Genomic DNA, 21,332 nt, shown 5'->3' on the forward strand with positions numbered 1-21,332 from the left:
CGTGCGCCCCCTCACATGCGCTCGGGCGCGCTCACCCCGAGCAGATCGAGGCCGTTGCGCAGCACCTGGCCGGTGGCGTCGTTCAGCCACAGGCGCGTGCGGTGGAGGTCGGTGACCGGCTCGTCGCCCAGCGGCGTGACGCGGCAGCTGTCGTACCAGCGGTGATAGAGGCTCGCGAGCTCCTCCAGGTACCGCGCGACGCGGTGCGGCTCGCGCACCTCGGCCGCGAAGGCGACGATGCGGGGGAACTCCTGCAGCGCGCCCAGGAGGGCCGACTCCGTCTCGTCGGTGAGCAGCTCGGGGGCGAACGCGCTGCGGTCGACGCCCGAGTCGGCGGCGTTGCGCGCGACGTTGTGCGTGCGGGCGTGCGCGTACTGCACGTAGAAGACGGGGTTGTCGTTCGTCCGCTTCGTGAGGATCTCGGGGTCGAGCGTCAGCGGCGAGTCGGCCGGATAGCGCGCGAGCGAGTAGCGCAGGGCATCCGTCCCGAGCCAGTCGCGCAGATCGTCGAGCTCGATGATGTTGCCGGCGCGCTTGGACAGCCGCGCGCCGTTGACGGACACGAGCTGCCCGATGAGCACCTCGATGTCCTTCTCGGGGTCGTCGCCCGCGGCGCCGGCGAGCGCCTTCAGCCGGTGCACGTAGCCGTGGTGGTCGGCGCCGAGCAGATAGATCTTGTGCGCGTAGCCCCGGTCGCTCTTGTTGAGGTAGTACGCGGCATCCGCGGCGAAGTAGGTGTACTCGCCGTTCGTGCGGCGGATGACGCGGTCCTTGTCGTCGCCGAAGTCGGTCGTCCGCACCCAGACGGCGCCGTCCTGATCGAAGACGTGGCCCTGCTCGCGGAGGCGCTCGACGGCCTCGTCGACGAGGCTCGGCTCGCCGTTCGGGCCCTTCGCGTGCAGCGTCCGCTCGCTGAAGAAGACGTCGAAGTGGACGTTGAACTTCTGCAGCGACGCCTGGAGGTCGGCCAACTGCAGGGCGTAGGCGCGATCCTGCGCCTCGTGCAGCCGCTCGTCGGCGGGGAGGTCCAGGATGCCGGGGACCTCGGCGACCACCCGGCGGGCGAGGTCGTCGATATAGGAGCCCGGGTAGCCGTCCTCGGGGGTCGGCTCCCCCGCGATCGACGCGAGCACGGAGCGACCGAACCGCTCCATCTGCGCGCCCGCGTCGTTGATGTAGAACTCGCGGACGAGTGTCGCGCCGCTCGCGAGGAGCACGCGGGCGATCGCGTCGCCGAGTGCGGCCCAGCGCGTGTGGCCGATGTGCATGGGACCGGTGGGATTCGCGCTGACGAACTCGAGGTTGATGCTCTGGCCGCGCTGCGTCTCGTTGGTGCCGTACGCGGCGCCGGCCTCGACGATCGTCTTCGCGAGGGCGCCGGCGGCCGCGGCATCCAGCCGGATGTTGATGAACCCGGGGCCTGCGACCTCGACGCTCGCGACGCCGTCGGCCTGGGCGAGCGCGTCGGCGATCTCCTGCGCGAACTCGCGCGGGTTCGCCCCCACCGCCTTGCCGAGCTTGAGCGCGGCGTTGGAGGCCCAGTCGCCGTGGTCGCGGTTGCGCGGCCGCTCGAGGGGCAGGTCGGCGGCGCTCAGACCGGCGCTCGAACCCTCGCGTCGGGCCTCCGCGAGGGGGGCGATGACGGCAAGGAGGGCTTCGGCGAGGGCGTCGGGAGTCATAACCCGACAAGTCTACGGCGCGCGCCTGTGCGCCTTCCCCGCGACGGAGGGGCGGAGAGGGCGCCGGAGGTCAGGCCAGCTGGACGAGCTCCGCGAAGTCGTCGAGGGCGGGGTCGGATGCCGCGGCCGCCGCATCGGCGAGGTCGACGTCGGCCGCGTCGTCGGGCAGGACGAGGGCGTCCACGTGCATGCGCTGCAGACCGACGTACGCCCCGTGGTAGCTGAGGAAGGCGCAGTCCGCGGCATCCCGACCGGTGGCGATCCGCACGAGCGAGCGGCGGTTCGACAGACGGGTCGCGTCGATCACGTACCAGCTGCCGTCGAGGTAGGCCTCGGCGACGGCGTGGAAGTCCATCGGGCGCAGGCCCGGCGCGAAGCACGCGGCGTAGCGGGCCGGCATGTCCATGGCGCGCAGCAGTGCGATGACGACGTGGGCGTAGTCGCGGCAGACGCCCTGGCCGGTCATGAGCGTGGTGACGGCGGAGTCGGTGCCCTGGCTGAGCCCGGGGGTGTAGGTGGTGCTCGTCGCGACGAACTCGCTGACGGCGGTGATGAGCTCCATGCCGCTGAGCCCGCGGAACTGGCGCCGCGCCTGCGAGAACACCTCGTCGGACTGGCAGTACCGGCTGGGGCGCAGGTAGGTGATGGCTTCGAGGTCGCTCGTGGAGCGCTGCGCGACGTGCCCGTCGATGATCGCCTCGTAGCGCACTTCGAGCAGGCCGGCGTCGCCCTGCAGGCGGTGCAGGCGGCTGCCGGACTGGTCGATGATCTCGGTCGGCGTGTACACCCGGTCGCCCTGGGTGAAGGTCAATTCCTCGCGGATGACGGGGGCAGGTTGGGCCGCCGCGATCTGAAAGATGAGGTCGGCGGACGACCCGAGTTCCAGGTCCATTTCGGCGGTCACGATGCGCTGCACCGCAGTATCCTCGCATGCCGGAAGGGATGCTCCGGCACCGGTTGTGGGACACCTCCGAGTCACGGGCTTTCGCGGTGCGTTCGGGAGTGTTCTACCCTCAACGCATGCGCGCGCTCCGGACCCCGTCACGGCGGCGGCGCGCGTGGATCCTGCCGGTGATCGCGCTCGGCGTGGCGGCGGTCGTCGCCCTGTCTGTCTGGCGCCCGTGGGCCGCTCCCGCGGAACCGGAGACCGCGGTCGCGGCGGGCCCCGACGGCGTCGCCCTTCCGGTGTCGGCGCCCGCACCGCTGAGGCTCCCCGAGCACCCGCACGTCCTGATCTTCGGCGACTCGTGGACCTACGGCTCAGCGGCATCCGACCCGCACCTCGGCTACGCATACCTCGTCGCGGACATCGCCGGGTGGACGACGACCGTCGACGGCGTGCGGGGGTCCGGCTACCTGAAGCCCGGGCTCGACGGCCCGGACTTCGGGACGCGCATCGAGCAGCTCGATCCTGCCCTCGACCCCGACCTCGTGATCGTGCAGGGGTCGATCAACGACCGTCGCGAGCCGGCCGAGGGCTATCGGGCTGCGGTGGATGCGGCGTGGGACGCCCTCGCCCAGCGCTACCCCCGCGCGCAGATCGTCGTCCTGGGTCCCGCTCCGCAGGTGCTGCCGGTCGAGCCGGAGACGGCGCGGATCGATCGCGACCTGCGGGATGCCGCCGCCGCGCGCTGCTGGTGGTACGTCTCCCCGATCGCGGAGAGCTGGATCACCGTCGAGAACTACGCGGCCGTCATCGACACCGGCCTCGGTCGCGACCATCCCTCCACCGAGGGGCATCGCGTGCTCGCCGAGCGGCTGGCGGCGGCGGTCGCGGCCCTTTCTCGGTGATACCCTCGACAAGTCCGCCTCCGTAGCTCAGGGGATAGAGCGTTGGTTTCCGGTACCAAAGGTCGCAGGTTCGATTCCTGTCGGGGGCACAGTAAGCAAGCGGGATCGCGAGTCGTTCGGATCTTGCGATCCCGGCGAAGATTCCACATCAGGGGCTCGGTTTTCCGTCATCGTTGAGGTCGAGGAACGACTCCCGCTCCGACCTCGCGTGCCCGATATCTGAGATCGGCGCCCGGGGCGAAGTGCGCTCAGCATCGGATGCCGCTTCGCCGTACGGCACTGTCTCCACCACGACGGAGCCCCACCGGTAGACCGTCGAGCCGGCTGCGGGGCTCTGGGACGTGATGTAGAACAGTCCGGGCCACGTGAGTGCTGCGATAGGCAGTCCATCGGGATCAGGGTTGGCGAGCACGACACCCGCGTCGGATGCGACGTCGCGACCGACGTGGAACGGAACCCGACGACGTCGGTCACCGTGACGCGATCTGCGGAACGTTCGGCCATAACGCTGACGGTACGCCGGAACGTCTCCCCCCGCGAGGTGCTTCATTAGCTCTCCTGATGCCAACGCGCACGGCACTCCCGCCAACGCGCGATCGGCGATGTTCTAGGCGCGATGCGCGCCCAGAGATCGACTGCTGGCGCCCGGAATAATGGCAGCACGCCCAGCGATTGGATGCCCGGCAAATTGAACGTCCCAGGAGCCGGCTCCGGCTTCGCGGGCTCGCGAGTTTCGCTCGATGGACGCCGGCATCGCGCCAGAGCCCTGCTCACAGGCGCTCGTGCCGGCATCGCGCGATTAGTTCTCTTCAGTGGGCGGAGGTCGATGAGGCGATACGTGTATGCCAGTAGTTGGCTTGCTAAGAGATCGCCGAGGCGAGTGGATTGATGAGTTTGCTCAAAAGTTCCTCCGGCAGCGGAGTCGACTCGTTCAGCTGCGCGACTACCTTCGCCTGAAGCTCCAGCTTGCGGAGCGTCACCCCGTTGAGACTGACATTATCTTCGGCAATTTCTAGCTGCTCGACCTGGGATTCGCTGCACCCGAAGATGTTTGCGAGAAGGCTGGCGGGGTACAGGTACTCGATGCCATTCCGATCCCAGATGGCGATGATGCCTACCGGGATACCCATGCCCTGCAGCTTCATCGAATCGAGTCGTTTTGGGACATCAACAACGACTCCGTGCGAGCGTCGACGCCCCACGCTGTGGGACACCCGAATACTGGGCATGTCACCATCCGAGGCTTCTCCGAGCCGGACCGTGTCGATGCGCTCAAACAAGCGCTCGCAACGTGGGCTGAGGGTCAGACTCCGATCCACTTGAGCGTCGAGGCAATCGACGGCTTTCCTCCCCCGTTCCAGATCGTGATCGCGAGGCTGGAACCAACTCCATCCCTCGTTGCGCGCTACGCCAGCCTGACATCGGCTCTTGACTCGACTGACTTTCACCGGATCGGGGAGCTGCCACTCGACGAGTGGGTGTTCCACCTATCACTCATTTACGCAGGTGGCCTCGACAGCATCAGCTGGGAAACTCTCTGCGATCGCAGTCGACGGGTAGTCGAACCGCGTCCGAAGGAAGTCATCACCAGCGCCGATTTCGTTTGGTACGCCAACGGTACTGAATACATCGAGACGCTCCCGTTTGGCGCCCCAGGCCAGGCGCTAGGCGTCCGCTCCGTTGATAATCCATGACCCCAGAGTCCTCGCCGCCGGGCGCGCAATAGCCGGTCCTTCACCGGTCATCATGGCTGGGGTCTTCTAATCGCCTCACGTCCTCTCCACGCGTTGGCAGGACGGGGAGGCGGCGCCAGGTGACGAAGCTCGTCCCTGCGGGCCCGGCGCGGGTCTTCGGCGAGGGGTTCCATCGCCGGCGCCGGTAGAAAGCTTGGGCGCGTTCATTCCCGCTCCACACCTCGAGGTGCGCGAGATAACTGGAGTATTGGTCGTCGAACCAGTGGTGGAGGCGATTGCCGATGCCGCGCCCGAAGTGCGACGGGTGCACGTACAGGCCGACGAGCTCGACGAACGTCGTCGGCGCGGAGTCTTCACGTGCTGCGATAAATCCAAGGGGCTCCGCCTCGAGCCACGCGATGGTGAAAGTCATGGCCGGGTCGGCGAGGAGTCGCCGCCACATAGGAAATCGGTCGCGCGCAGCGTCTGACGCATCGAGCGCAGCTCCGTAGTACGCCTCGCGCGAGAGCCTGTGGATATCGGTGATGATGGCCGCGTCATCCGATGCGGCTGGGCGCAGCGTTAGGGTCATGGCACGAGTTAACCTCTGCGATTGCTGAGTTTCCAAAGTGCGCTGCGGGCGGGCCGATGACGGAGCGAGACGGATCATGGCGCGTGAACGCGTCACAGTCGGTTGATGCGCCGGTGCGCGTCACCGATGAGTGCCTCGAGCGCCGCGTTCGCCGCGCGCTTGCGCGCCTTTGCGTCAGCGTGGGTTGGCGTGTCTGTCGAGATCGCGCGACATAGCATGATGAGTTCCTCTGTCGCGACCACGAGGGAGCGGTCCTCGGCAGGACTGCCCACAAGTTGCAGACGGAACGCAGCGCCGCGTGTCGCTGTCCGCTTGTCGTAGACGTCTCGCCGCGCTTCCTCTCTCCGTTCGCCTTCGACACCGGTGAACCTCAGCTTCGCCCGGTTGTACTCCGCCTGGATCAGGGTCGAAACTGCCGACGCTAATTCGGTGGCCGCGGCGACGTAGTCTTCTCGCTGCCTATCCTTGCGCGCTTGCGTTGCTTGCCGGGTACTGAGTCGGCTCTGGAAGACGAAAGCGAGCGTCGCGCCAAGAAGGGTTCCGACAACAGCGATGAGGCTGGGCACGTAATCCGTCACCTCATCAGTCTCGACTGTCCGCTGTGCCAAAGCCAGACGCGGCTGTTATTGAACGCGGATAGCGGTCCTACGCCGAGAGGTCAACGATCCGCCCCCGCTACGCGTGATCGGGTGACTTGAGAGTCATGTAGACGTCGACGTCGTCTTCCGAGTCGGTGATGAAGCCGTGTCGCTCGTAGAGCCGCCGGGCCGCGCTGCCTTGCAGGACATTGAGGCGCGTGCTGCCCGTGAAGGCTTCGGCGGCAACTCGTCGGAGCACCTCGCTGCCGACACCGCGGCCCTGCAGTGCGGGTTCGAGGTAGAAGTGCTCGATCCAGCGCACAGGCCCATCCGTGCGGGTCGTGATGCACCCGACGTCGGAGCCGGCGACGGAAATGATCCGCGTCCATTCCGGGTTGAAGCTCCGCCGCATCCTCTCTCGCACGCGGCGCTCGTCGTACCGGCCGAGGCGTTCGAGATCCGCACGGAGGACCCGAGCGCGCAGTTCGACCAGCCAGTCGATGTCCTGCGGGATGCTCGGGCGCAAGGAGATGTGCACGCACTCAGGTTACGAGCGTTCCGGAGTCAGACCGGATCGATCATCGAGGCCGGCCAAAGGGTGAGCTTTTCGGGGTTCCGCATGATCCACACGTCGGTGATGCGGTCGCCGCGCACGCCGACCGTGATCACGCTGTGCGGAGCGCCGTCCAGGGTGACGTAGAAGCCGAGACCGTCGGGCGTGATGGTGGGCGCGATCTGAGCATCGGGTGCAAGGCGCGGGATGCCGAGCATGAACCGCGCGACGCGGTCTGAGCCGACGACGGGTCGGCGCGCGGCCGACACGAACCCGCCACCGTCGGAGTGCAGCGCGACCTCGGGGTCGAGGATCGCCACGAGCCCTGTGAGGTCGCCTGTCGCGCACGCGAGCGCGAACGCCTGCGCGAGGGAATCGTGCACTGCGCGGGGCGCAGCGCCCGAACGTCGCTCCCGCACGTGCTTGCGGGCCTGGGAGGCGAGCTGCCGCGTTGCCTCGACCGAACGGCCGACGGCGTCGGCTATCTCGGCGAACGGCAGGCCGAACACATCGTGCAGAACGAACGCGACCCGTTCGGCGGGCGTCAGCGACTCGAGCACCACGAGCAGGGCGGTGGACACGGTGTCGTCGAGGGTGACCCGGTCGAGCGGATCGGCAGCCGCAGTTCCGAAGATCTCGGATCCCGGCAGGGGCTCGGGCAGCCATTCACCGACATAGCGCTCCCGCCGCGCGCGAGCCGACGTCAGCATGTCGAGGCAGACTCGGCTCGCGACGCGGGTCAGCCACGCGCCGGGCGACGAGATCGCAGCGCGTTCGGCATCCGTCATCCGATACCACCGCGTGTACGTGTCCTGCACGGCGTCCTCGGCGTCGGCGACGGTGCCGAGCATGCGGTACGCGAGACCCATGAGCTGGCGTCTTTCCGCGTCCAGCGCGCGTGGGTCGAGGTCCTCGGTCATGGATGCTCCCTCCTGCACCCTACTGACGGCGCAGCACGTCGGAGTGTGAGCCTCACATTCTGTCGGGCTGCATCGTCGGGTAGTCGTGAGCATGCTGCTGAGACGCACGATCCTGTGGGCGACGGCTGCCATCGGGCTGTTCGTCGGACTGTGGGCGGCCGTCTGGCCCCACTCGTTCTATACGAGCTTCCCCGGACTCGGCCGAGTATGGATCGCTGCGGACGGTCCCTATAACGAGCATCTGATCCGCGACGTGGGCTCGCTGTACGTGGCACTCGCCGCAGCGAGCATCGCGGCGACGTTCTCGCGCACGCCGGACGCGGGGCGCGTCATCGGCGTCGCGTGGGCGGTCTTCGGCATCCCCCACTTCATCTACCACGCGACGCATTTCGCCGAGATGGCGCCGCTCGACGTCGTCGGCAACGCGGTGTCGCTCGGCGCGTCGCTCCTGCTCGGCGTCGTCCTCATGCTGCCCGGACAGACCCAGAAGAAGGAGATGGAACTGTGAAGATCGCCGTTGCCGGAGGAACCGGGAGGGTCGGAGCGCACGTCGTCGAGACCGCGCGCGAGCACGGACACGAGGTCGTCGTGCTGACGCGCGGAAACGGGGTCGACCTCGTCTCGGGTGTCGGACTCGCTCCCGCGCTCGACGGAGTGGACACCGTTATCGATGTAGCGAGCGTGACGACCCTGCGAACGGAGGATGCGGTGGCGTTCTTCTCCGCCGTCACGCGCAACCTGCGTGACGCGGAGGCGAGCGCGGCAGTCGGGCACCACGTCGCACTCTCGATCGTCGGAATCGACGGGGCGACCGAGGGCTACTACGTCGGCAAGCAGGCGCAGGAGCGGCTGGTCGAGGCATCCGCAGTCCCCTGGACGATTCTGCGAGCGACGCAGTTCCACGAGTTCGCGCCGCAAATGTTCGCGAACGCGAAGCTGGGCCCACTGCACCTCGCGCCGAAGATGCGCACGCAACCGATCGCCGCACGCGAGGTGGCCGACCGTCTCGTCGAACTCGCCGAGTTCGGGCCGTCCGGTCGTGTCACTGATCTCGCCGGTCCGAAGGAGGAGAGCCTCTCGGACATGGTGAAGGCCTACGCACGAGCGACGGGGTATCGCGGATGGATCCCAGCGATCCCGCTGCCCGGCGAGACGGGCCGCCGTCAACGCGACGGCTCGGCGCTTCCGGGCCCGGGAGCACAGCTCGGCCACGAGACCTTCGCAGAATGGCTCGCCGGGCAGGCCTGAGGTCCGGGATGCGGTGATGGCCCGTAGGCGCATTCTGACGAGGTCCCGTTCGAATTCGGCGACCATCGCCAGCACATTGAACAGCAGCCGCCCCACAGGATCCGAGGGGTCATATCTGCTCCCACCCAAGCTCAGCGCGACGCCTTTCGTCGTCAGCTCGTCCGCGATCTCACGGGCGTCGCGCAGGGACCTGTCGAGTTTGGTGACCACCAGTGTGTCGCCGGCGCGGACTGCGGCTAGTGCTTCTCGGAGCCCGGGTCGAGCGCGATTGGTACCCGTCAACCCGTGATCGACGTAGATATTCGCGTCGTGAACCCCCAAACGCAGCAATCCGTCGCGCTGAGCGGTGAGGTCCTGATCTGCGGTCGAGACCCTGGCGTATCCAACCTGTATTGCATCCATCCGCTCAGCGTGCGTCGCCCAATTGCAGAGCACCATGGGGATCCCTATCCGGGCATTGCGCTTGAGCGGGGCGATGACGGGGCATTCGCATCGACCGCACTCTTGAGGCCATCATGGTGCCCACTCCGCCACCCGCGGATTGGGAATCGAGCGACAAGCCCACGCTGTGCTTCACTCGAGGTGGGTTCGCTCGAACGAGGTCTATGTCTCCGACTTCGTCGAAGCGCGTTCGACCAGCTGGGTGGGGTATTCGTAGCGCTTGACTTCAGGAGTTGCGCCGGACAGTGACTCGAGGAGCAGCTCGGCGGCCGCGCGTCCCATCTCGGAGTACGGCTGCCTCGCGGTGGTGAGCTGGGGATTGACGAGCAATGCCGTGCGCTCGTCGTCGAAGCCGGCGACGGCGACGTCCTTGGGCACGCGGATGCTTTGATCCGCGAGCTCGCGGAGGACAGGGGCCGCGAGCTGGTCGAACGCGCAGAAGATCGCGTCGATCCGGTCGTCCGCTTCGAGAAGGGGACCGAGCTCCGGGCATCCGCGTGCTGTCTCATCGAACGGCACTTGGATGATCAGTGACTCGTCGACAGCAACTCCCGCCGACTCCAGCACGTCTCGGTACGCCTGTTCGCGCTCCTTCATGAAGCGCGTCTGGCCCCAAGCCGTTGCTCCTGGTTCACCGTCCGTGCCGAGGAAGGCGATGCGCGAGCGCCCGATCGCGAGAAGGTGGCGAGCAACCTCAGCGGCGCCGTCGTAGTTCGCCGCAGAGATCGACGGGAAGTGGATGTCGATACTCGAGTCGTCGATCGCGACGCCGGGGATGCCGATCCGGTCGCACGCTTCTCGCACGGACTTCTGGTCTGGAACGCTGATCACGATTACGCCCTCCGTCTGCACATTGGCGAGTCCATCGATCACGGCGGCGAGACCGCCTTCCGTGCCGGCGATGGGGTGGACAAGCACCTGATAGCCGGCGGCGGCGGCGGCTTCGAAGGCGCTGCGCACCACCGGCTCCCACCAACCCCACACATCGTCGGGAACGATGACGCTGATGGCGTGGAATCCACCACGGCGAAGCGCGCGCGCAGCGACAGAAGGCCGGTAGCCCAGCTCGTGGGCGATGGCGCGGATGCGGTCACGGGTTGCCGTGCTGACGTCCGGGTGGTCGCCCATCGCCCGCGACACGGTTGCGATCCCTACGCCGGCGGCGCGGGACACGTCCGTGAGCGTCACCTTCTGCGGCATTCGTTTCCTCCCGGGCTTGACGAGCCTGACGGATGTGTTCTACCTTAGCGGAATCGTTTCCGGAAACGTTACCGGAAACGATGATCAATTCCTTACCCGAGTACTCTCAACGACGAGGAACCCTATGTCCGCGACCACTTCGGCCACCGTCGGCCGCACTACTCCCACCCGTGTCGGCCCAGCCTTCATCGCGATCTACGCGCTCGCGATGTTCGGCATCTGGATGGCGATCAACCTTCCCGCGTCGGTGACGCTCGCCCTGCGCATCTCGGAGATCGATCCGGATGGCAAGACCACGAGCTACTCGATCGCCGCCGGCGTGGGAACTCTCACTGCGGTCCTGGCCAATCCTTTCTTCGGTCGCCTCAGCGACCGCACGCGCAGCAGGTTCGGGCGCCGGCGACCCTGGATCGCGATCGGCATGGTGGGCACAACCGTCGGCGCCGCCGTGATCGGCCTGTCGAACTCCTTCCCGATGCTGCTGCTGGGGTGGGTCCTCATGCAGGCGTTCGTGAACGCAGCCATCGCCGCAACGCTCGCGATCGTCGCGGACCGGGTCCCGGAGGCACAACAGGGCATCGTCGGCTCCCTTTCGGGAGCAGCGTCGGCAGCGTCGCTTGTCATCGGCGTCTTCTTCATCCAAGCGTTCCCGACGAGCATCCTCGCCCAGATCGGCCTGCCTGTCGCCGTCGCCCTCGTCTTCGCCGCCGCACTGATCGCCGTCTTCAAAGACGACACTCCCGCGGAAGAGCCACTGCCGCCCTTCGGAGCCAAGGAGTTCTTCGGCTCGTTCTTCATCAGCCCGCGGCGCGAGCCCGACTTCGCGTGGCTGCTCCTATCGCTCTTCCTCATCTCGGCAGCGTGGGGCGTCGTCTCCACCTACACGGTGTACCTGCTGCAGGACGTCATCCGCGTGCCCGAAGGCGATCTCGGCAACGTCATCACCCTCGTCTACGTCGTCCCCGGCATCATCGCCTTCATCGTGGGCCCGCTGGCCGGCTGGATCGGTGACCGCCTCGGTCGCCGCAAGCCGCTGCTGGCGGCCAGCGCGGTGATCGGCGGAGTCGGCATGGCCGTGATCGCGTGGTCGACAGACGTACCGACGTTCCTCATCGGGGTGACGCTCGTCACCGGCGTCGCCGCGGGGATCATGATGGGCACCTACATCGCGTTCGGCATCGCCGCCATGCGCGACAAGCTCGCAGCAGCGCGCAACCTGGGCGTGATCAATATCGCCATCACGCTGCCCTTCTCTCTCATCCCGTTCGTCGCGCCGGTACTGCTGACCGTCGGAGGCGGAACCGCGAACTACTTCGCCCTGGTGCTGTTCGGCGGCGCCCTGGCGATCTGCGGAGCGCTCCCCCTTCTCGGCGTCCGCAACGCACGCTGACCGAGCTCACCACCCCGCGGTGCGATCGCACGACCGCGATTCCCGCAGCCTCCTCTAGAACAGGACTTCCCATGAACGACTATCTCGACCCGTCCGTTCCGATTTCCCGCCGCGTCGAAGACCTCCTCAGCCGTATGACCGTCGCCGAAAAGGCCGGACTCATGTTCCACCCCTCGACGGAACCGGGCGGCGGAGCGATGACCGACGCGGAGGCTCTCGCCGCAGCCGAACTCAACGTCGTCGACCGCGGCATCTCGCACTTCAATGTTCTCGGCGGCGAGAACAGCGGCGCCGTCGCGGCCTGGCACAACACCCTGCAGGAACTCGCTGGCAGCACGCGGCTCGGCATCCCGATCACTCTGTCGTCGGATCCCCGACATGGGTTCCGCAGCAACCCGTTCACCGGCCAGTCGCTCCACAGCCTGTCGCGCTGGCCGGAGACCACCGGTATCGCCGCAATCCCCGGCACCGAAGCCGCTCGCCTCTACGGCGACGTCATCCGTCAGGAGTTCCTCGCGATGGGCATCCGCGTGTACCTCGGACCGATGGCCGACATCTTCAGCGAACCGCGCTGGTCACGAGGGTTCGGCACATTCGGCGAGGACCCCGACCGTGTCGCCGAACTCACCGTTGCGTTCATCGAAGGGCTGCGCGGCGGTCCGAGAATCGGCCCGGACTCGGTCGCCGCGGTAGTCAAGCACTTCCCCGGTGGAGGGCCGCAGCTGAAGGGCGACGACGCGCACGACCCGCGATACCCCGAGCAGGTCTACCCCGGCGGGATGCAGGAACTGCACATCCGCCCGTTCGAACGCGCCTTCGCCGCAGGAGCAACGCAGGTGATGACCTACTACGGCAAGCCAGTCGGCACGGACTGGGACGAAGTCGGCTTCGCATTCAACGCCCCCGTCGTTCGCGACATCCTCCGTCGGCGGCTCGGCTTCAACGGCATCGTCGTCACCGATTGGAACCTGCTCGAAAGCGAACAGTTCCTCGACCTCGAGTTCGGACCCAACGGCTGGGGGCTGGAGCACCTCACACCGCTTGAGCGTGCCCGCATCGCGATCGAAGTGGGAGTGGACCAGTTCGGCGGCGACCGCAATCCTGCGCTCGTCGAGGAGCTGGTGGAGTCCGGCGTGATCACGCGCGACCGGATCGATCAGTCCGTCCGACGCATCCTGAAGGAGAAGTTTCAGCTCGGCGTGTTCGAGAACCGACACGTCGATGTCGACCACGCCCGTGAGCTGTGCGGATCCCCCGTCTTCTTCGACAAGGGCGTCGACGCACAGCGCGCCTCACTCGTCCTCCTCTCCGACGAAGCGGGGCCACTCCGCGCGGATGCACGCGTCTACGTCGAAGGGCTCGCCGACACCTCCGGTCTGGAGACCGTGGACGATCCAGCGGAAGCGGAGGCCATCATCGTCCGGCTGGAAGCCCCTTTCGAGATTGGGCGCGGGTCCGTGGTCGCCGACTATTTCCACGGCGGCACGCTGGCGTTCCCGCAGGAGACAATCGACCATCTCACGTCCCTTGCCGCGCGCGCCCCGCTTTACGTGACAGTGTTCCTCGAGCGACCCGCCATCGTCGGGCCGATCGTGGATCTCGGCGCGACCGTGATCGGCGAGTTCGGAGCCAGCGATCAGGTCATCGTCGAGGCGCTCACCGGGAAACACTCCATCCCCGGCGTCCTCCCCTTCGACATCCCCTCGTCCATGCAAGCTGTCGAGAACTCTCGCGAGGACGTGCCATTTGACACCGACACGCCCCGGTTCCATGCCGGGTACTCTCAGACCCGAGACGAGCTTGGCTACGCAGTGACGCTGAGGGGCTGAACGTAGCGAACTCGGGGAGCGCGACAGGGCAGTTCCATCCAAGGGAACTGCCCTAATCCCGTCACTGGAGACACTGGCTCAGGCAGGATCCTCAAACGGGCGGCGATCGCAAGCGGGATGATTTTCGCGCACGGAAGCGAACACGGGACAAATGCTGTTGTCTTCAGCACTCTGCTCTCGTCGGCGACGTGCAACAGGGCGACGATGGACGTCGCATCGCACAAGCACGACGCGACATAGCGAGGATAACCCCGGTTACCAGCTTTGTGGTCGACCCATTGGCGATTAGCTCGCCGAGAAGACCGAGCCCTGCTAGGTCCACGATGGCGTTCCAGCGATCTCGACACCCCGGCGGTGACCGCGGATGATGTCGACATGCACAATGACTATCCGACGTTCGACTTCGACGCCATCGACTTCGTGACGTCGGACACGCACTTTGGCCATGATCGGATACGTGAGTTGGCTGAACGCCCCTTTCCGTCGTTGCGCGACATGGATGCAGACCTGGTTCTTCGCTGGAACAATATCGTCGCTCCGGGCGATGTTGTCCTTCACTTAGGGGACCTGGCGCTCGGCCCTATCGAGCAATCAATATCGCTGACCGCGCAGCTGAACGGTCTGAAGTATCTCGTCCCGGGAAATCACGACCGAGTTTCGCCGGCTACGCAGAGCAATCGGGCCATTGAGCGATTCTCACCGGTGTACGAAGACGCGGGGTGGACCATCTTGCCTGAGATCATCGAGGGCCACCGTCACGGGGTTCGCCTCCTCGCGTCGCACTACCCATACCGGGGCGACACGCAAGCCGAGGATCGTTATGAAGGTGCCAGACCAAGAGATCACGGCGTGCCGCTCATACACGGGCACACCCACGCACGCGACGGGGGAGCATCCGGGCGGCAGTTCCACGTAGGAGTGGATGCATTCGGCTTTGCGCCGCTTCCGTTCTCAGTCATCGATCTGTGGCTTGCGGCGCTCTGCGGAGAAGGCGACGGGATCCGCTAAACTCACGCCAATCCGCGTTGGCTCGACCCACGCGCCGCTTACGCGGTTGTCAAGGGTTCCGCGAGAGTCGTTGCGCTGATTTCGGAGAACGAACCGCGGGGCTCGGACCCGATTGAAGGGCCGGAGTTCTGGCATTCGTGCACACCCAAGGAGGCGTAAATGCTTGAGCCGTCGTTCGCCAGTAAGGCGAGGGCGTTTGTTGCGATCGACTCGCTCGAGCAGGACTTGAGGCAGTGCATCCATCAGTACCTCTTGGACCACCTTGATCCTGAAGATGTCTTTGGTGCTCAGTTGGAGGATCTTAAAGAGCGCCGGGATGCGGATGTTGAGGCTCAGACCGGCGCCCTGACTGACTATCTGTATCTCCGTCAGGCCTATGACACCCTACTTCGCCACAAGCAGTTGCTGCCGCGCGATCTCGGGGACCTGCTCACGGTCAACGTAGGGTCGATGGACGGATTCGTGGCCGTACGCAATCGCGTAATGCATGGTCGCCCGCTCAAGATCGACGACCTCGAGACGGCTTATGCCTTCGTTTCGCGCTTTCGCTCTCGCTATTTTCCGGCGACCGACACCGTGCTTTCAGCGCTCGAGGAAGATCCGACCTGGCAGCCGGCGACAGTGTCAAGGCACACCGCAGTTGACAGCGTGCTGCACAACCTGCCTGAGGCAGACTTCGACGAGACAGGCCTGGTCGGCCGAGCGGATGATGTGCGTCAGCTGGTTGATCTCCTCGTACGGGGTCGCGACCGCATGATCACACTCACGGGAGAAGGCGGCATTGGCAAGACCGCACTTGCTCTCGACGCGTGCTATAGCTTGGTAGACGCCCAGGACCCGCCCTTTGAAGCGATACTGTGGGTGTCGCTGAAGAACGAGCGTCTGACTGCTGATGGAGTCCGGACGATTTCGAATGCAATTCGCGATGTCAGCGGAGCCACGGAGGAGCTGGGGCGTTCGCTCGACAGCTCCTTCGGGGGGTCCGTTGACGAGCTCGCCGACTATCTCTCCGGGTTGCATGCCCTCATAGTCATTGACAATCTGGAGTCGGCGCAGGGCCACGAAGTTGTCGCGCTTTATGACGCCCTCCCGGAATCCGTGACCTTCCTTTTCACAAGCCGGGTTGGAATCGGTCAGATTGAGCGCCGGATTCCAATCACTGGCCTGTCGGATCGTGACGCAATCTTGCTCCTTAGAAAATTCGCTTCGCGTCGCGGGCAGACCGGCCTTGCGAGTTTGCGGGAGGATGTCGCGCTCAATGTCGTCACACGTCTCCGCAACTCGCCCCTTGCGGTCCGCTGGTACGTGCTCAGCGTCGAGGCTGGAAAGACACCGACAGACGCGCTCCGCAACCAGGTCGATCTGTTGCGATTCTGCGTCGACAACGTATACGAGGCTCTCACATCCGACGCCAAGCTGATGCTATCGATCCTGCGCACGCTTGACAGACCGATCTCGTTTGACGAGCTTGCCGTCGTGGCGGCGCTCGATATCGACACCCTTCGGCGATCCTCCCAGACCCTTGCACAGGGCTCGCTCGTAGTGAGGACGCCCGCAAACGAGTTGGGCGCTCCCGATCTCCTCGAGTTGTCAGCCACCGCGCGCGCCTATCTTCCACGGGTCGACGTCGAGAGTTCCGTAATGACATCGGTGCTCGATCGAGAGGCTGCATTCGTCCGAGATCGCGAGGAAGCGCGCCTCGCAGCTGCACAGCGCGTCTTGGACCCCAATGTCGTTATGGCCCGCTCGCTCGAAGACGAGCCAACTGCCCACCTGTTGCGCCTGGCGTTGCGACTCAGCCGCAACGGCGATCGCGAATCGGCTGAGTCACACATATCCCGCGCGCGGATGTTGAATCCGGGGTACTACGAGATTGACCGCGTGGACGCCTTCCTAGCGAGCACGCGCGGGAATATACCCGCGGCGGTCGCGCGATATCGGGACGCCCTATCCCAATGCGTGGACGAGCAAGAGAGAGCGCGCGTTAGCTCGTTCCTCGCGGGTCACCTTGCGAGGGTCGGCCACGATCTCGAAGCCGCAATTCCACTTGCTCAGTATGCTCACTCCGTTCTGGCGAACGCCGATACTGCGCAGTCGCTTGGCAACTTCTTCGTGTGGGATAAGCAGTATGGCGCAGGTCAAGAACTACTCGAACAGGCGCTTGACCTAACTCAGAGCCACAAAATGCGTCGGATAATCACGACCGCCATCGTGGAGAGTTGGCGTAGGTGGGCCGAGGAGGAGTTGACGAACAAGATGCCCCCTTCGGCGTTCGAGAAAGCGATGTCTGGCGTTCATACCGGCAAGCCTCTGCTGTTGGAGGGAACGCATGACTACCGCCTCGTAGAAGCGGTTGCTCGTTCGCTGCTGGTCGCCGTGCGCGCGATGAGAAATCTCAACCCGCCTACGGACCCGCAACTAAGTCGGCTCCGCGTCGAGGTTCGCTTCGTCTCACGCGACGGTCGTTTCCGGCAAGTCGATTCCTGGGAGCGTCTCACGCGCTCGCTCGGCCAGCTACCCGACGGCTTCCTCGACCGGCACAGCGACCCACTCGACCCCCGACCGAAGGCGCCGGTCGATGTCCGCGTTAGCGAGCCGACCGAAGATGCTGCAGCCGCGACCGGCCGACTGCGCGGCGTCGTGGTCAATCAGCGCGAGTCCTATGCCTTCATCAGTCATCCGGATTTCCCCGCAAACGTCTTCTTTCACTTCGGTTCGCTTTCTGTGCCGGGCGACAAAGACCGCGTACTTGTGGGCGCAGTACTGGAGTTCACCCACGCGCGAGACGACGACGGACGAGATCGGGCCGAGCAAGTGATCGTGATCTAGCCATCCGATAGCTCGTCGAGATTGCGAACTTGATCCGATCCCTACCCGGGCGCGAACGAGAGGGGCTCCTCTTCCGGGCAATCGATGAGCAGATCCCAGAGGAAGGACGAATTGGCGACAGCCGCCCACACAGCAGGCACAAATCGAATGCCCCTATTCTTTGCGCCGCTCAAGACCTGCCTGATCGTCCCATGGGAGACCGGCGAGCTTGCGCACGGGACCAACGGCGTCATGCCGGGCAAACAAGTAGGGAAAGCGATCGCGGCCGCGTTTAGTCAGTCACTCGAGCTAGTCAGGTTGAAGGAACCCGCGCTGACGCGCGGCTAGCGCGAGGGGCTCCGTTGTCGCACCGCCAAGACTTCCGATCAATGACTCTACGAGCTGCCCGACCCGGTAAGTCATCGAGTAGTCATCGTCCGGCGACGAGTTGCGGACACGTTCGGCATAGTGCTCGACCAGAAGCGCACCGTAGGAGGTCACCGCGCCGTCGGGGAAGCGGGGCACCGTGAAGCGACGGCCAAGCCCAATGCCGTGTCCAGCGAGAAGCTCTACCGCGTCAGGAATGTGCTGACCGAGATGCGGGACGACGTCTGCCCAGCTCTGCAGTTCTTCACTTCGAGCGACGCGCGGGACGCCGTTCACTCTGTTGCTCAGATGGGATCCGAGCCATTCAACCCATATCTCAGAGCCGTTGATGGTGTCTTCCCGAAGGAATCGCGATACGGCGTCCGCGAAGTCGGACGCGCGCCTGCCGTCGTCTACGAGCACACTCTGATCGAGCAGAGTCCGTCGATCATCAGCCGTGATGGCCGCGAATGAGACGATGGAGGCGACCAGGCCGTAGAAACGGAACAGAAGAGCGTTGTCGTGGATCTCGTCTAGACGCTCCCACTGACCGATCGTCGCCTGCAGCATGCCTGCCGCCAATAGCCGGTCGTTGTAGCGCGCGTGGAACAGATAGGGGTGCCATGCGAGGCGAGCGGTTGCTGGTCGCTGAAAGAGAGGGATGATGTGCTGGGTCGTGAAATCTGGGTCGGCGGCGAAGAGGAAGAAGACCTCGCTCGAAAGCGCTGGCAGAGTCGCATCCCGGGTATCGTGAGATCCGTTCAGCATCTCCTCGATGGCCGCTCGCTCCCCGCCGTCCAGTCCGGCCCAGTCGTCACGGTGGTTGCGCCAGCGGTTGTCGATCTCGGCCGTCCAGTATTGGGCGAGATCTCCAGGCCACGAGTTGAGGTAGAGGGGCGCCATGGACACAGGATCTGTGCTCTCAGCATGTGAGAAAGTGGCCGACTGTGCGCTCCAAAGGCTCATTGCGACATCCCGCATCTGCCAAGTACTGGAGCTTTCGGGATCCTCTATCTTGCGACGAGCCTGGTCCAAAAGAAACCGACTCACTGCGCGTGAGGCTCTTGGCTGCTCAATCAGTGTGCTTAGTCGATCGACGACCTGATCGACGGCGGGAAGGTCCGCCCTCGCCCAGCCTTCAACGATTGCGATTCGCATGTCGGTTGCCTTGGAAGCGTCCAAGTCGACCGTCTGTTCCATCAGGGTCCACAGCGCATCGCCGACCCCTGGGTCGGTCTGCGATATGCCTCCGACGAGGCCCAGCGCGTCATGCCAGGTTGGACCATCCCAGCGTCTCTCGGAGTAGTCACGGTCGAGGAAGGCGGCCAAGGCTCCTTCGGGGTTCTGCCGCCAGGAGGCGATGAACTCCGCCGGCTCCATTGGAGGTGAGGTTTCCACGTCCCCGATCGACGACCACGTGTCAAAGTCTGGATGGTCCCGCGGGCCGAAATGGGGGTGTTTGCGGAGGATTGATCGGCGAGCCTTCTGCGCGGGTTTCCATGCGGGCATCGCCAATGTCAACCACACGAGCAGGTTGTACTTCGCGTAGGCGATGTGCGCATCGCGATCTTCGAGATCTTCGGGGTACTCGGGTCCAGCCATCACCATTTCGAGGAGACGTGCGCGAGAGGGTTTGGTTGCATCGCTCGTCGCAACCGCAAGCACCTGATAGACCTCGTGCTTGAGGTGGGGTGCATATAGCGCGTCGTGATCTAGCAGCCACTGGATCTTGTTATCGGCCGACAGTTCGGTGTCTCGTGCAATCAGATGAATCGCGAGGCGCCTAAAGAGGGGCCGTCCCAACGCCCACCAGCGCGTCGCGAGGTTCGGTTCCAGCTCTAGCGCGCGCTCCCCAATGGCTCGGAGGCTGTCGATGATCGCATCGAGAGGGGTACGAAGGGAGTCCTGCTCGTGGGGCTCGATTGCAGATCGACCGAAGCTCAACCCATCCCAGTCTGCTCTGCCGGAGTGGAACGCCTCGTCCAGGTCATAGGCAGCGAGTAGTGCGTCGACAAGCATCGACATGACTACAGGGTCGCCTGCGAGCGTCGAGTCGATCAGTTTGTTCAGGTGGACTGTGAGGTGGTGCTCGTCGATCTTCCAATAAACCTCAGCGTGCGGGACGGCTGTCAGATCGTCGGCATCGTCTCGGTACCAGCGCCGTTTGAGGATCAGCTGGGGCTTGAGCGCCGCGCGAAGAATCGCATTGTCCTCGACTGTGTCGGCCGCGAAGTAGGGCAAGAGGAGCTCTGTTCGCGGCGGCGTCGACTGCCCCGCTACGGAAGTTGCCAAAACAGCTCGCCATCGGCGTGCCGCGTCAACGTCGCTCTTCCCCAGTTCTTCTGTAGACCAGCAGAGTTGATCGAATAGACCGTCGCCGAACGCCATTCCGAGTCGCTGTACCGTTTGGAGCGCCGCACCATTCAATTCGGGAGAGACGACGAAAGTCCGGCAGAACCAGCTGGCGAGCACGTTGGCTGCCGGCGAAGGCGCCTCCGCACGAAACACTGCCTTGAATGGCTCATGGTCTTCAAGCCAGTTCAACCAAGCGACCTGAAGCTCACGGCCTATCGATGTTGTAGCCGAAGCAAACTCGCGTGTCCCTTCTTCGATGTCGAGCCGTGCCAACAAGTAGTCACGATCCACGGGGGTCATCCGCGGCCCGGCGCCCACGATGGACCGGATTTGTGCGGCGTGTTCGACCTGACCCATGCGGGAGCGAACCGCCCAGGCAGTGAGTGCGGTAGGTAACGCCGCGTGATCACCACCGACGACGGGGTAATTGATTGGCTCGATGCCCAACCGACCCCACTTGGGGTCGTTGACGGGGAGCTTCTGGGTGAACACGAACCGCGGTGTGCGTGACGGCAAGCCCAGTGCCAGGTATCTCATGATGGGGTCGTCATGGCTGTAGCCCACGAACACCACCGTGAACTCCTGAAACATCGGGATGAGGAATCGGGTGGCCCAGGCGTACGTGAGGTACGCCCGGCCGAAGTCCTCATCCGTCAGGACGAGCTCCTGCGCCGCGCGGTTCAACGATCCGTGCAAATGGACGATGCCCTCGAAGTGGTCTCCGATCGGTAGTGCGGGACCAATCCACGTGTCCGCTATGGCGATACCGTCCGCCTGAAGCGCCCTGAGTTTGTTGGAGACTCCTGACCTTGGAAACGAGGATGGGGTTATGCCGAAAGAGCAGACAGTGGGGAAGCCGACGACGCGTCGGTATTCGCCGGAGGAGAAGGCCGCCGCGGTC

At 65.1% G+C, this 21,332-nt stretch carries 17 protein-coding genes, 1 tRNA gene and 1 pseudogene; 9 read left to right on the forward strand and 10 right to left on the reverse strand.

From position 1 onward, the window contains the following. Window positions 1–11: 11 nt before the first annotated feature. Together J0P97_RS11675 and J0P97_RS11680 are read right to left on the reverse strand one after the other, a co-directional pair. On the reverse strand, window positions 12–1,679 hold the full coding sequence (locus J0P97_RS11675; protein WP_215487956.1) for an arginine--tRNA ligase: 1,668 nt from the start codon (window positions 1,677–1,679) through the stop codon (window positions 12–14). A gap of 70 nt (window positions 1,680–1,749) precedes the next feature. Further along, complete coding sequence (locus J0P97_RS11680) at window positions 1,750–2,595, reverse strand: transglutaminase-like domain-containing protein (RefSeq protein ID WP_215487957.1); 846 nt, start codon at window positions 2,593–2,595, stop codon at window positions 1,750–1,752. Window positions 2,596–2,699: 104 nt separating this feature from the next. Here J0P97_RS11680 and J0P97_RS11685 point away from each other — a divergent pair, with 104 nt between their 5' ends. Further along, complete coding sequence (locus J0P97_RS11685; protein WP_215487958.1) at window positions 2,700–3,470, forward strand: SGNH/GDSL hydrolase family protein; 771 nt, start codon at window positions 2,700–2,702, stop codon at window positions 3,468–3,470. Window positions 3,471–3,486: 16 nt separating this feature from the next. After that, window positions 3,487–3,559 (forward strand) — tRNA-Arg (locus tag J0P97_RS11690). Between the two features lie 771 nt (window positions 3,560–4,330). Here the strand turns inward: J0P97_RS11690 and J0P97_RS11695 are convergent. Then, window positions 4,331–4,615: a hypothetical protein gene (locus tag J0P97_RS11695; protein ID WP_215487959.1), complete on the reverse strand. Its 285-nt coding sequence runs from the start codon at window positions 4,613–4,615 to the stop codon at window positions 4,331–4,333. A gap of 60 nt (window positions 4,616–4,675) precedes the next feature. Between J0P97_RS11695 and J0P97_RS11700 the strand changes: the two genes are divergently transcribed. Further along, the gene (locus J0P97_RS11700; protein WP_215487960.1) at window positions 4,676–5,164 is read left to right on the forward strand and encodes a 2'-5' RNA ligase family protein; all 489 of its coding nucleotides are present in this window, start codon (window positions 4,676–4,678) and stop codon (window positions 5,162–5,164) included. 40 nt (window positions 5,165–5,204) lie between these two features. Here the strand turns inward: J0P97_RS11700 and J0P97_RS11705 are convergent, their stop codons facing one another. From J0P97_RS11705 to sigJ, 4 genes are all read right to left on the reverse strand, one after another. After that, window positions 5,205–5,813, reverse strand: a complete 609-nt coding sequence (locus J0P97_RS11705) for a GNAT family N-acetyltransferase (protein WP_308163553.1) — start codon at window positions 5,811–5,813, stop codon at window positions 5,205–5,207. A 14-nt stretch (window positions 5,814–5,827) separates the two neighbouring features. Beyond that, entirely contained in the window at window positions 5,828–6,313 is a 486-nt protein-coding gene (kilB, locus tag J0P97_RS11710; RefSeq protein ID WP_215487961.1) for a plasmid transfer protein KilB, read from the reverse strand. 97 nt (window positions 6,314–6,410) lie between these two features. Continuing rightward, window positions 6,411–6,851 carry a GNAT family N-acetyltransferase gene (locus J0P97_RS11715; protein WP_215487962.1) on the reverse strand — a complete coding sequence of 147 codons (441 nt, stop codon included), beginning with the start codon at window positions 6,849–6,851 and terminating at the stop codon, window positions 6,411–6,413. A gap of 26 nt (window positions 6,852–6,877) precedes the next feature. Beyond that, a complete protein-coding gene (sigJ, locus tag J0P97_RS11720; protein ID WP_215487963.1) occupies window positions 6,878–7,786 on the reverse strand; it encodes an RNA polymerase sigma factor SigJ in 909 nt (302 codons plus the stop codon). Between the two features lie 91 nt (window positions 7,787–7,877). On the opposite strand from sigJ, the gene J0P97_RS11725 reads away from it, so the two are divergent. Further along, window positions 7,878–8,294: a hypothetical protein gene (locus J0P97_RS11725; protein WP_246540304.1), complete on the forward strand. Its 417-nt coding sequence runs from the start codon at window positions 7,878–7,880 to the stop codon at window positions 8,292–8,294. Continuing rightward, a complete protein-coding gene (locus J0P97_RS11730) occupies window positions 8,291–9,034 on the forward strand; it encodes an SDR family oxidoreductase (protein ID WP_215487964.1) in 744 nt (247 codons plus the stop codon). The genes J0P97_RS11725 and J0P97_RS11730 overlap by 4 nt, the downstream gene beginning before the upstream one ends. 21 nt (window positions 9,035–9,055) lie before the next feature. On the opposite strand, the pseudogene J0P97_RS11735 reads toward J0P97_RS11730, so the two are convergent. Together J0P97_RS11735 and J0P97_RS11740 are read right to left on the reverse strand one after the other, a co-directional pair. Further along, window positions 9,056–9,436, reverse strand: a pseudogene (locus tag J0P97_RS11735) (recombinase family protein); the annotation flags it as partial. 201 nt (window positions 9,437–9,637) lie between these two features. Further along, entirely contained in the window at window positions 9,638–10,648 is a 1,011-nt protein-coding gene (locus tag J0P97_RS11740) for a LacI family DNA-binding transcriptional regulator (protein ID WP_308163551.1), read from the reverse strand. A gap of 151 nt (window positions 10,649–10,799) precedes the next feature. Here J0P97_RS11740 and J0P97_RS11745 point away from each other — a divergent pair, with 151 nt between their 5' ends. The 4 genes from J0P97_RS11745 to J0P97_RS11760 all read left to right on the forward strand — a co-directional run bounded on the left by J0P97_RS11745 (window position 10,800) and on the right by J0P97_RS11760 (window position 17,731). Next, complete coding sequence (locus J0P97_RS11745) at window positions 10,800–12,065, forward strand: MFS transporter (protein WP_215487966.1); 1,266 nt, start codon at window positions 10,800–10,802, stop codon at window positions 12,063–12,065. 71 nt (window positions 12,066–12,136) lie between these two features. Further along, window positions 12,137–13,894: a glycoside hydrolase family 3 protein gene (locus tag J0P97_RS11750; protein WP_215487967.1), complete on the forward strand. Its 1,758-nt coding sequence runs from the start codon at window positions 12,137–12,139 to the stop codon at window positions 13,892–13,894. A 375-nt stretch (window positions 13,895–14,269) separates the two neighbouring features. Then, window positions 14,270–14,902: a metallophosphoesterase gene (locus J0P97_RS11755; RefSeq protein WP_215487968.1), complete on the forward strand. Its 633-nt coding sequence runs from the start codon at window positions 14,270–14,272 to the stop codon at window positions 14,900–14,902. A gap of 159 nt (window positions 14,903–15,061) precedes the next feature. Continuing rightward, window positions 15,062–17,731, forward strand: a complete 2,670-nt coding sequence (locus J0P97_RS11760; protein ID WP_215487969.1) for an NB-ARC domain-containing protein — start codon at window positions 15,062–15,064, stop codon at window positions 17,729–17,731. Window positions 17,732–18,019: 288 nt separating this feature from the next. Here J0P97_RS11760 and J0P97_RS11765 read toward each other — a convergent pair whose 3' ends face one another. Continuing rightward, on the reverse strand, window positions 18,020–21,262 hold the full coding sequence (locus J0P97_RS11765) for an SIR2 family protein (RefSeq protein WP_372449708.1): 3,243 nt from the start codon (window positions 21,260–21,262) through the stop codon (window positions 18,020–18,022). Window positions 21,263–21,332: the final 70 nt, after the last annotated feature.

Source organism: Microbacterium flavum, assembly GCF_018717645.1.
In the GTDB taxonomy this organism is placed as follows: Bacteria; Actinomycetota; Actinomycetes; order Actinomycetales; family Microbacteriaceae; genus Microbacterium; species Microbacterium flavum.

Coding starts and splice junctions, on each gene's coding strand:
- J0P97_RS11675 (WP_215487956.1), bottom strand. CDS start 1,679: ATGACTCCCGACGCCCTCGCCGAAGCCCTCCTTGCCGTCATCGCCCCC.
- J0P97_RS11685 (WP_215487958.1), top strand. CDS start 2,700: ATGCGCGCGCTCCGGACCCCGTCACGGCGGCGGCGCGCGTGGATCCTG.
- J0P97_RS11695 (WP_215487959.1), bottom strand. CDS start 4,615: ATGAAGCTGCAGGGCATGGGTATCCCGGTAGGCATCATCGCCATCTGG.
- J0P97_RS11705 (WP_308163553.1), bottom strand. CDS start 5,813: ATGATCCGTCTCGCTCCGTCATCGGCCCGCCCGCAGCGCACTTTGGAA.
- sigJ (WP_215487963.1), bottom strand. CDS start 7,786: ATGACCGAGGACCTCGACCCACGCGCGCTGGACGCGGAAAGACGCCAG.
- J0P97_RS11725 (WP_246540304.1), top strand. CDS start 7,878: ATGCTGCTGAGACGCACGATCCTGTGGGCGACGGCTGCCATCGGGCTG.
- J0P97_RS11745 (WP_215487966.1), top strand. CDS start 10,800: ATGTCCGCGACCACTTCGGCCACCGTCGGCCGCACTACTCCCACCCGT.
- J0P97_RS11750 (WP_215487967.1), top strand. CDS start 12,137: ATGAACGACTATCTCGACCCGTCCGTTCCGATTTCCCGCCGCGTCGAA.
- J0P97_RS11755 (WP_215487968.1), top strand. CDS start 14,270: ATGCACAATGACTATCCGACGTTCGACTTCGACGCCATCGACTTCGTG.
- J0P97_RS11760 (WP_215487969.1), top strand. CDS start 15,062: ATGCTTGAGCCGTCGTTCGCCAGTAAGGCGAGGGCGTTTGTTGCGATC.